Genomic DNA, 9,694 nt, shown 5'->3' with positions numbered 1-9,694 from the left:
CCTGCGTAACGTCCTGTCCATCGGAGTTCATACCCGCTCCGTCCGGAGACGTCGGGATCACTACCGTGTAGGTACCGTCGGGAAGGTTACCGAAGAAGTAATCGCCATTGAGGTTCGTCATTGTCGTACCGACCAGGGTCTCCGGCGTGCCGTCTCCGTCGATATCGGCATAAAGCTCGACCGTTACGCCGGCGATACCAATCTCGTTGGCTCCAACCTGCATACCGTCATTGTTCATATCGTAGAAGACCGTGGAGCCAACGCTGTTCGTCGGCACGAAGCCGAAGTCAACCGTCATGTTGCCGTTGAGTTCGTCGGCGTCATCCTGACCACCACCACTGAAAGTCTCAATCGTAGCGTTTGGCTCCATATTGTAGACCAGCATAACGGGACCTGAAAGTGACTCATCAAGAGCAGCTGTAGTAGCAGAGCCATCACTGTTACCGTCCGTATTGTCTTCGGGGTCTATTGAAACGGCAGTACCGGAAGATGAGACTGGAGCTTCTGAGCCCGCAACGACACCAACGACATAGATACCGGGAGGTAAAGAGTCAAAAAGGTAATCGCCATTTTCGTTCGTCATGGTCGACTCAACGAGGCTATCAACCAAACCTGTAAGCACACTCGTAGTATATAGGTTAACCGTCAACATATCAATACCGCCTTCCAGTGGATCAGTCAGGCTTTGGTCACCGCTGTTGTCAACATCATAGAAAACGGTAGAACCAAGAGACATAGCTGGCACAAAGCCAAAATCGACTGTCATATCTCCGTTCGCGTCATCATCGCTTGTATTTGTGGAAGAAGAGACTACCACGCCGTTGTTCTGCGTAATGTTGCTAGTGTTATCATCCTGATCGCCACCTTCTCCGAATTCACTCGAACCCGTAGGCTCCGTCCCTGCCATCAGCATAATAACCGGACTGATAACCGGATCTCCGGTCATTGCCTGGATACCACTGTCCATGTTATCGCCTGTAGCATCCGTTGGAGTTGTTCCATTAGTTGAACTCAGCGGGAATCCAGTAGGAGTGGTAGGGATAGAAACCTGGAAGTTTCCTTCGCCCAGACCTCCAAAAAAGTAGTTACCGTCAGAATCAGTAGTTGTCGTAGCCACTAAGCTATCGATCATACCGGAAAGTACACTTGTGGTAAAGAGGTTTACCGTAACGTTGGGAATGCCCATTTCACCGGCAAGCGGTTCGTAGGTAGCATCATTATCGATATCCGTGAATACGGTAGAACCGATGCTAAGGCAGTTGACCGGAACCATAATCACGGGATCCGTATTACATACCGTATAACAGGCACCATCCAATTGGCTGTCATCCGCATCACCGGGCAAGCCATTAAGGACTTCATCAAAAGATTCCCCCGGAATAAGGAATTCGTCTACAGGTTCGGTATCGCGATAGTTTACCGCGAAGACCTGATAGGTGTCACTTGGCAGGCCCGTGAAGAGGCCCGTCAGGTTTGTTTGTACTATGAAACCGGCAGCATCAACCAGTACGTAGGTTTGAATCTGGCCACTCGTCCCTCCGGCCATGAAGCTTCCTGGAGCCGACTGTGCCAAAATTGCACCGCTCAACGCATCGGAATCTGTTGTTGTCATACAGAAACCACCCGATGCCTGTCCGCCATCAGGGCGAACACCACACAAGACTTCCGGAATCTCCTCTCGGGTAGCATCTCCTCCATTAGTATTGTCCAAGACATCTACCACCCGGACTGCACCTCCGGTACCGCTATGGGTGAAAGGGCCGAAAACAAGTGGCTCGTCTCCTGGTGTGAAAGTCAGTAATACGCCATCGACCGTAACGTTAAAGTCGGTTATAACAGTGGCCGTATCATTCGTCACATTACTTACCGTAACATAATAGGCGTTTTCTGCAGCATTCCCTCCTGCGCCGTCTGAACAACTTGCAGCAGCTGTAACCACCACCTGGCCTGACAGACTTGCTAAAGACAAGACGGAAACAAATAATGTCAGGATTCCTTGAAAGATGAATTTCCAGGGACGTTGATTAGAACAATTTTTCATGAGATGAGAGTTGCAGTTCGCCCGCCCCAGAGAGGCTAGCGAATAGAGGTTTAAAATTTCCATGATTTTAGAGAGAAAACAAACGACAACAGCCCTTCCCCGGGGCCGGGAAAAGGCTAAATTTTTCTTTTCCGTAGCGCACGCACGAAAAAGCCTCAGACTTGAATCTGGAGAGAATCCTAAAGGATTCGGAAGTCTATTTTTCATAAGAGATTAAAATAAAAGCAAAACACAGAGTCGAAACTCACAAAGTAAAAACCAAAACATTAAGAATAAAAAAATATGTAACCAATTTCAGACCAAATAGTAAAGCTTATTAGCGTGCTAGCTGATCTGGAGTATATACACTTTTTTTAAAAAGAATTGGACAGAAAAAAGTGGGTTTCAACTCAAAAAAACCTCTAGGTCAACTCCAAAGAGGAACACACAAATATAATACGAATAAGCATTTAGAGAAGAAGAAAGCAAAAAAAACTCTGTGCTTTATACTTTCTTGTTGCCTTTTTGCCTTAGTAAAATCGCAAATTTGAGCCCCCATGCTAATAGAAAGTAGCCCGACCCCCCAAAAAGGGATCATATTGGTCAGATTTGAGATGGCAGTAAAAATTTTAGTATCAGCGTCAAAAGTTTAAATTGTTCCCACGTTGAAGTCACAAGACTTGCTCCAGCAAAAAACGGAGGCTCTTATAGATGGGGTCCGGGCCCGCAAGCACCTCTGAGATAGTTCTCCATTCTGCGATTTCAATATCCTCTTCAACCTGTGGCACAAGCGCTGACTGGCTGGTGTCCATCTCAAACCAGTAGGTTGGCTTTAGGACTCGCTTCTCTTTTCGGTTCCGATAGGTATGGTAGGTTGTTGGCAGCGCCTTACCCAGCGTCAGGTCTGAGATACCTGTTTCTTCCTCCACCTCCCGGAGTGCCGCCGTTGGTTCATCTTCTCCTTTGTCTATTTTCCCTTTGGGGAGATCCCAAAAGTTTCGACGAAAGATGAACAGGTGCTTATCCAGTTCGCGGTGGCGCACCACGCCACCTGCTGCCGGTAACCAGCGATAATGGCTCTGAAAATCTTTCCATAAATCCCCCAGGTCCTTGGCAACGATAGCTACGGATACAACTTTAGGGCTTCCTTTCTCCAGCATATCCGCGTAATGAAGCAGGGTTCTTGGCTTCCCGCTGTACATCGCAGTTAGGTGTGTTTCTGAATTTAAGATTTCCTGGGCGAGGGCGCCGGTGCGATGTTCTGTTTTTGAAAGCAGGGCAAGCGGTCGGTCGTTGATATAGATTACGTACATTTGCGGCGATTTTAAGTTATAGGTTTTCCGCTGTAAGTTACAGTACGCCTGCCTCTCTTAAGGTTCTGAACTAATACGTTACGATATGAGTACTGCTGCAAAAATAGCCCGTCGTCTCCTAGAGGTAGGTGCCGTAAAGCTTCAACCCACTACGCCATTCACCTGGGCAAGTGGTCTGAGGTCTCCCATTTATTGTGACAATCGGGTACTCCTCTCCTACCCGAGCATTCGTACCGAAGTCATTGACGGCCTAGTGGAGTTGGCGGCAGGCTTTGAAAATATTGAAGGCATCGCAGGCGTTGCGACCGCAGGTATCCCACACGGCGCACTGTTAGCCGACCGGCTGAATTTGCCTTTCGTTTACATCAGATCGAAGGCGAAAGAGCATGGTCGCCAAAACCTAATTGAAGGCAGGGTCACCCCCGGCCAACGATACCTGGTGGTGGAGGACCTGATCTCAACGGGAGGTTCTTCACTAAAAGCAATAGATGCGCTAAAGGCAGCGGGAGGTGATGCTATCGGCGCAGTGGCCATCTTCAGCTATGAGTTCCCGGCCGCCGTTCGTGCCTTTGCCCTGGCAGACATACAACTCGCCACCATCAGCGGCTACGAAACCTTGTTGGTTGAAGCAGCAGATTCCGCCTACATTTCCAATGAAGAAGCTAAAGCACTAAGCAGTTGGCGGGAAGACCCAAGAGCATGGAGCGAGGACTTCCAGGCTGCATAACCTCCGTCTTTAGCAAAAGCAAAAATGAACCGGGTGATTTTGGCTGGTTTACACTGCTCCTACAAATTTCTACTGCACCTGCGTTCCCGCCTTATTAGTCAAACAGTACGCAACAACTTACCAATTGACGATCTGACCAACTAACTACCTGACCAACAATGGCAATACTTACCAAGCAATCTGAAAAATTCCTCAACAGTTACCTTAACAATGCCTCTCCGACTGGCTTTGAGTCGTCTGGGCAGAAGCTGTGGCTAGAGTATATCCGTCCTTTCGTTGATGAGGTAGGGCTGGACAATTACGGAACGGCCTACGGGATCATTAACCCCGGCAAGGATTATCGCGTCGTAATTGAAGGACATGCTGATGAGATCAGCTGGTTTGTGCATTACATCACTGAAAGTGGGTTTATCCATGTGATCCGTAACGGAGGCAGCGACCACCAAATCGCCCCTTCAAAGCGGGTAAATATTCATGGAGACAAGGGGATTGTGCGCGGTGTTTTCGGCTGGCCGGCCATTCACACCCGTCGTGGAGACGAAGCTAAACTCCAACCACAAATTCACAACATCACCATCGACGTAGGTGCGAAGGACAAGGCAGAGGTCCTCGAAATGGGTATTCACGTTGGCTCCGTAATCACTTACCCAGATGAACTGGAGGTAATGAACGATACCTTCTACTGCGGCCGCGCCCTCGATAACCGGATGGGCGGCTTCTGTATTGCCGAGGTGGCGCGATTGCTTAAAGAGAACAACATCGAGCTGGACTTTTCGCTCTACATCGTCAATTCGGTGCAGGAAGAAGTAGGCCTGCGGGGTGCAGAAATGATCGCAGACAACATTAAACCACACGTAGCGATCGTCACTGATGTAACCCACGACACCAGTACGCCGCTGCTTAATAAAGCTAAGGTCGGAGAAGTTATAGCGGGTAAAGGGCCCAGCGTCACCTATGCTCCGGCAGTACACAATAAATTGCTCAAGCTGATCATCGATACCGCTGAAGCCAACGATATCGACATCCAGCGCGAGGCTAGCAGCCGTGCCACCGGCACGGACACCGACGCCTTTGCCTACTCCAACGGCGGCGTACCTTCAGCCTTGATCAGCCTACCGCTACGTTATATGCATACGACGGTGGAGATGGCGCATAGGGACGACGTGGAAGGCGTGATCAAGCTGATTTACGAGACTTTGCAACGGATTGATGGCGGGATGAGCTTCAAGTATTTTGAGGTTTAACCCCAATAGAGTATAAAACCAACTATTTCCCATCAGTTACTTATTCTTCACATTAGCAACAGCCTCCGCCTTACCAATCAAAGTTATCATTTCCGAACGATACCCTTCAGTATCCTTTCCAATAGATTTATTTGCCATTTCCAGGCAATGCTTCCAGTTCGCCGATCCTTTATGTTTACTGTCCGTCAAAAGCATGGAGAACTCCGCCACCACTGCGGCCCAACGGATATCGTTTGAGGCGGTAGCATCGGTATGGTGGTTGGCCGCAACGGGATAAGATTCCTTTTTAGATGGTCCGCCAGTATTGGGTTTATACCGAAGTCGGAGGTAGCCTAAGTAATTAGCTTCTTTATATTCTCCTGCCGGCACTATTTCGTACAAAACGGTTACGTTATGGCCAGCCCCCATTTCGGCGGCGTCCTTCGTATCGTCGTCAAAGTCCTCCTTGGCCAACAGCCGGTTTTCGTAGCCGATGAGGCGGTAAGCGGCGACTACTTCCGGATCGAATTCGAGCTGAAGCTTCACGTCTTTTGCGACGGTGTACATCGTCCCACCAAACTCGCTGACCAGTATCTTTTTCGCCTCCGCCGGAGAATCGATGTAACCATGGTTACCGTTGCCGCGATCGGCTAATTCCTGCATCGTTCCTTCCTGGTAATTCCCGGTTCCGAAGCCCAAAACCGTAAGATAGATGCCGCTTTCACGTTCTTTTTCGATAAGTTTCAACAAGCCTTCCTGGCTGCTGGTACCGACGTTGAAATCACCGTCGGTGGCGAGAATAATACGGTTATTTCCGCCCTGGACGAAATGCTTCCGGGCTACGTTATAGGCCAGCTGAATGCCGGCTCCGCCGGCAGTGGAACCACCGGAGCTCAACTTATCAAGTGCGGCAACGATCGTTGCCGGGTCCTTACCCGAAGTAGGTGGTAATACCAGGCCGGCTGCGCCGGCGTAGACCACGATGGCAACCTTATCCTCTGCGCGCAAACTCTGGGTCAACATTTTCAGGCTCTCCTTCACCAACGGCAATTTATTAGCACTGCTCATACTGCCGGAAACGTCCAGTAAAAAGACGAGATTAGCTGGCGGTAAGTCTTCATTTGTGATGGGCATTGTACGGGCACTTACGCGAAGCAATTGGTTTTGCTCGTTCCACGGGCAGGTTATAAACTCCGTTCGCAATGCAATTCCGTCTTTCGTTTTGGGATCAGGATCCTGGTATTTAAAATAATTAATTAATTCCTCTGTGCGGACGGCATCTGCCGGGGGGATTTTTCCTTCATTTAGTATTCGGCGAACGTTGGCGTAGGCGGCCCGGTCCACGTCAGTGGAAATTGTGGAGAAGTTTTGCTCTTTAGTTTTAATAAATCCGTTGCGGGTAATTTTATTATAGGATTCCTGCTGGGTCGGTTCCGGTGCATAGGCGGGCGAGTTTTGATACCGGGCACCATAGTTGGCCGGTCTGGAAATTGCTGCGGACCGGGCCACATCCTTTTTACGCTGAACGGCATATGCGGTGACGACAACCTCTTCCAGTAACTGGCTGCCAGATTCTAATTTTACTATCCCTATTTTCTGGCCCGGGGCTACCAGGGTTTCCAGCGTTTCGTAACCGGTATAAGTCATCACCAATACCACGGAATCAGGAGAGGAAACACACAGGCTGAATTTTCCGTCGAAATCGGTAACGGTTCCCTGGGTAGTTCCTTCCCAAAGGATACTAACTCCGATCAATGGAGAACCGTCGTCAGCATCAGTGATCGTACCGGTGACGCACTGGGCGTGAAGGAAAAAGGGAAGGGAGAATAAAAGGGAAAACAGGAGTTTCATGGTTTGGATTTTAGACCATGGATGTAGCTTACCACTGAAATACACAAACCTTGCCAAACTTTTTGGGGTACGGGACGTAAGTAACCCACACCGTTTCACCGTCCGGGCACCTCCTTATGACCGCTAACCGCCTTTTCAATTGGGTATTCTACGGGCACGTCTGGATTGCGCTGGCGGCTACGGGCTTGTCTTGGTTGAGCCTTCGGCTTGTGTATGGCAATCAAACCTGCGTTAGTGAATGGCCCGTTCTTTCCTTTATTTTCTTAGCTACGCTCGGCGTTTACACCTTACATCGTTACTTAAGTTTCCAACGTGCCGGCATCCGACCGCAGAGCCGGCGATATGAACTTGTCGCCGAAGCCCCAAAAACGAGTCTATGGATAGGCGGCCTGTCCATAGCCTTGGCGATTCTCCTTAGTTTTACCTTCCTTAAGGCAATTTGGTGGTGCCTCTTAGCCGCCGTCCCGCTCACAGTTTTCTATCTAACGCCGCCGCTGCCTGGCTGGCGGCGACTACGGGACCTGCCCTACCTAAAAGTTGTGTGGGTTGCCGTTGCGTGGACGATCATGACCGTCGTCTTACCGGTTATGGTGATCAACACTGCTGCTAGCGCTTTTATAGTACCGGAATCAGAGAATGACTTACTCGGCTTGATCACCCCTTTTTCATGTCTTCCTCCAACAATGACGGCGCAGAATTTTTATGTTGAATGTCTCATTCGCCTATTATTCACCGGTGCCGCGGCGATGTTATTCGATCTACGAGACGTGGTTCTTGATCGGTCACAGGGCGTTCGAACCATGGCGAATGAACGACCAAGGTTGCACAAGGTCCTGGTCTATGGCGCACTGATCTTTTGTATTCTGATGGCTCAAAACCTATGGGACGGATGCATCTACCCTTCTAATCTGGGCATATCTCTGGGGCTTGCTTATCTGGCCCTTTTACCAATAACCTACCTGACTTACCGCAAGCAGGACGAGAACTGGTATGCCATAGTGGTGAATGGCTTGTTATTGGTGCCGCCGTTTGCTTACTGGCTGATGTCGATTTTGGGCGCGGGCGCGGGTGCGGGCTTCGGAATTTGAAAGCAAAGGGGGAGCGGGCGAAGGTGGATGCGCGAACGGACGCTCAAAGGTCGCTACGCGACGCTTCGAGGTCCGTTTGGGCGTTGATGGCAACCAGGGCGGCGCCGTAAGCGGAAGCCTGCGCCGCATCAGCCACCTCCACCTTCCGGCCGGAACGGACGGCGACCAGTGCTACCCATTCCGGCGACTTCGTAAAGCCGCCACTGGCCAGGATCCGATTGGCGGGGCCTACGACTTCTTCCAGCTTCCGGAGGATGTTGACGATGTTTCCGGTTACCCCTTCCAAAACGGCACGGGCGATGTGAGCTGGGCCGTGATGGCCACGCAGGCCTTCTAAACCTGCCGCAGCAGCGGCATCCCACAGAGGCGCGCGCTCGCCATAGAGCCAGGGGGAGAAGGTGGGGCAATCTTCCGGATCGACGGTAAAGGCACCATCGATCAGTTCGCCCACGTTGGCGTAATGCCCGGAGAGGAGTCCTTGCCAATATTCCAGCACCTTGGCGCCGTTATTAGTGGGGCCACCAATGACGTACAGGCCGTCCTTCATCTTGTAGTTAAATAGACCGTATTTAGGGTCAACCTCTGCGCTGCCGTGGGTGGTGCGGACGGCACCGCTGGTACCGATACTCAGCGCCACGTCTCCCGGTTCCATGATCCCGCTGCCCACGTTGGCCAGTACGCCGTCGGAACCTCCGAGGAAGAGCGGAACGCCGGTAAGGCCGAGGCGTTCGGCCACTTCCTTATCCCATTTTAGTTCGTGGTTGGCGGGGAGTACTGGTGGTAACTCAAAGGGAAATCCATTCTTCGCCTCTCCTGAGGCGATGGTTAGTGCCAGTTCCGACCATTCCCCCTTTCTATTGTCGTACATCCCGGTGGCGGAGGCGAGCTGCTCATCCAGCGCCGCCTTTTTTGTCCAGGATTTCGTCAGGAAAGATTTAAGGTCATAACAGTACGCTGCCTTGTCTTTCAGTGCGGGGTCTTCCCGCAGCAGCCAACGCAGCTTCACTAACGGAGACATCGGATGGACGGGCGTACCGGTAATCCGGTGTAACTCCCTGCGGTCTTCCTGGCTGATCTCGTCCATCACTGCCTGCGCACGGGTATCGGCCCAGGTGATGACATGGTCCAGCGGCACTTCATTCTCATCACATAAAATGAGGCTGTGCATCGGGCAGCTCAGGCCGACGCCGGCCGGCTGGCCATCGGTAGATTCAACCAGTTCGGCCAGTGCTTCCCCGGCGGCCCTGAGCACTTCCACAGGCCGCTGAATGGCAGCGCCCGGTTCCGGGTGAAGCAATTCGTACTCCCGTTCGGCAATGCCGATCATTTCGCCGGAAGCATTGAAGGCGCAGGCTTTGGTGGCGGTGGTGCCTACGTCCAGGCCGATGTGGTAGGGGGTCATGGGGGCTAAGGTACTAAAGTCGTCAGCCGAATTCTTTTGGCCTGGCGTAGCCGGACGAAAGTTCGTCTTC

General features: G+C 51.2%; 7 protein-coding genes. 3 read left to right on the top strand and 4 right to left on the bottom strand.

Annotation, left to right across the window (positions count from 1 at the left end; translation table 11 throughout):
- A partial coding sequence (locus tag B036_RS0114230) for an SdrD B-like domain-containing protein (protein ID WP_026231988.1) occupies positions 1 to 2,041 on the bottom strand: 2,041 nt, incomplete at its 3' end.
- A 650-nt stretch (positions 2,042 to 2,691) separates the two neighbouring features.
- Positions 2,692 to 3,333, bottom strand: a complete 642-nt coding sequence (locus B036_RS29410) for an NUDIX hydrolase (protein ID WP_020569396.1) — start codon at positions 3,331 to 3,333, stop codon at positions 2,692 to 2,694.
- 85 nt (positions 3,334 to 3,418) lie between these two features.
- Here B036_RS29410 and pyrE point away from each other — a divergent pair, with 85 nt between their 5' ends.
- Both pyrE and B036_RS0114215 read left to right on the top strand, forming a co-directional pair.
- A complete protein-coding gene (pyrE, locus tag B036_RS0114220) occupies positions 3,419 to 4,060 on the top strand; it encodes an orotate phosphoribosyltransferase (RefSeq protein ID WP_020569395.1) in 642 nt (213 codons plus the stop codon).
- Between the two features lie 158 nt (positions 4,061 to 4,218).
- On the top strand, positions 4,219 to 5,304 hold the full coding sequence (locus B036_RS0114215) for a M42 family metallopeptidase (RefSeq protein WP_020569394.1): 1,086 nt from the start codon (positions 4,219 to 4,221) through the stop codon (positions 5,302 to 5,304).
- Positions 5,305 to 5,340: 36 nt separating this feature from the next.
- On the opposite strand, the gene B036_RS0114210 is transcribed toward B036_RS0114215, so the two are convergent.
- Entirely contained in the window at positions 5,341 to 7,134 is a 1,794-nt protein-coding gene (locus B036_RS0114210) for a vWA domain-containing protein (protein WP_157472163.1), read from the bottom strand.
- A gap of 116 nt (positions 7,135 to 7,250) precedes the next feature.
- On the opposite strand from B036_RS0114210, the gene B036_RS0114205 reads away from it, so the two are divergent.
- Positions 7,251 to 8,222 carry a UbiA prenyltransferase family protein gene (locus B036_RS0114205; protein ID WP_020569392.1) on the top strand — a complete coding sequence of 324 codons (972 nt, stop codon included), beginning with the start codon at positions 7,251 to 7,253 and terminating at the stop codon, positions 8,220 to 8,222.
- 43 nt (positions 8,223 to 8,265) lie between these two features.
- On the opposite strand, the gene B036_RS0114200 is transcribed toward B036_RS0114205, so the two are convergent.
- Complete coding sequence (locus B036_RS0114200) at positions 8,266 to 9,624, bottom strand: gluconokinase (RefSeq protein WP_026231987.1); 1,359 nt, start codon at positions 9,622 to 9,624, stop codon at positions 8,266 to 8,268.
- Between the last annotated feature and the right edge of the window lie 70 nt (positions 9,625 to 9,694).

The organism is Neolewinella persica DSM 23188 (assembly GCF_000373105.1).
Taxonomy (GTDB): Bacteria; Bacteroidota; Bacteroidia; order Chitinophagales; family Saprospiraceae; genus Neolewinella; species Neolewinella persica.
This window is presented reverse-complemented; position numbering and strand designations above follow the sequence as displayed.